We start from the raw sequence: 213 nt of genomic DNA, 5'->3' as shown, positions 1-213 counted from the left end.
TAATCGAACGATGGAAAAAGGAAGGGAAATCAAATAGAGAAATTGCCTCTCTACTTGGAAAAGATCCTCAAACTATCCACACTGAAATCAAGCGCGGGATAGTCCTACAATGCCTTGGAAAAGGGCGCTTCAAAAAGGTTTATTCTGCCTACTATGCTCAACAAGCTTATGAAAGCAATCGCAAGCGCTCGGTCAAGAAATCAAGCTTAACCA

1 protein-coding gene is annotated in these 213 nt (G+C 41.8%); it reads left to right on the top strand.

Annotation, left to right across the window (positions count from 1 at the left end; all coding sequences use genetic code 11):
• Positions 1 to 2: 2 nt before the first annotated feature.
• Positions 3 to 213 (top strand): helix-turn-helix domain-containing protein (locus ADF68_RS02080; RefSeq protein ID WP_049548444.1); only part of this gene is annotated, 211 nt, incomplete at its 3' end.

Origin of the sequence: Streptococcus pseudopneumoniae (assembly GCF_001068775.1) — a bacterium.
In the GTDB taxonomy this organism is placed as follows: domain Bacteria; phylum Bacillota; class Bacilli; order Lactobacillales; family Streptococcaceae; genus Streptococcus; species Streptococcus pseudopneumoniae_N.
This window is presented reverse-complemented; position numbering and strand designations above follow the sequence as displayed.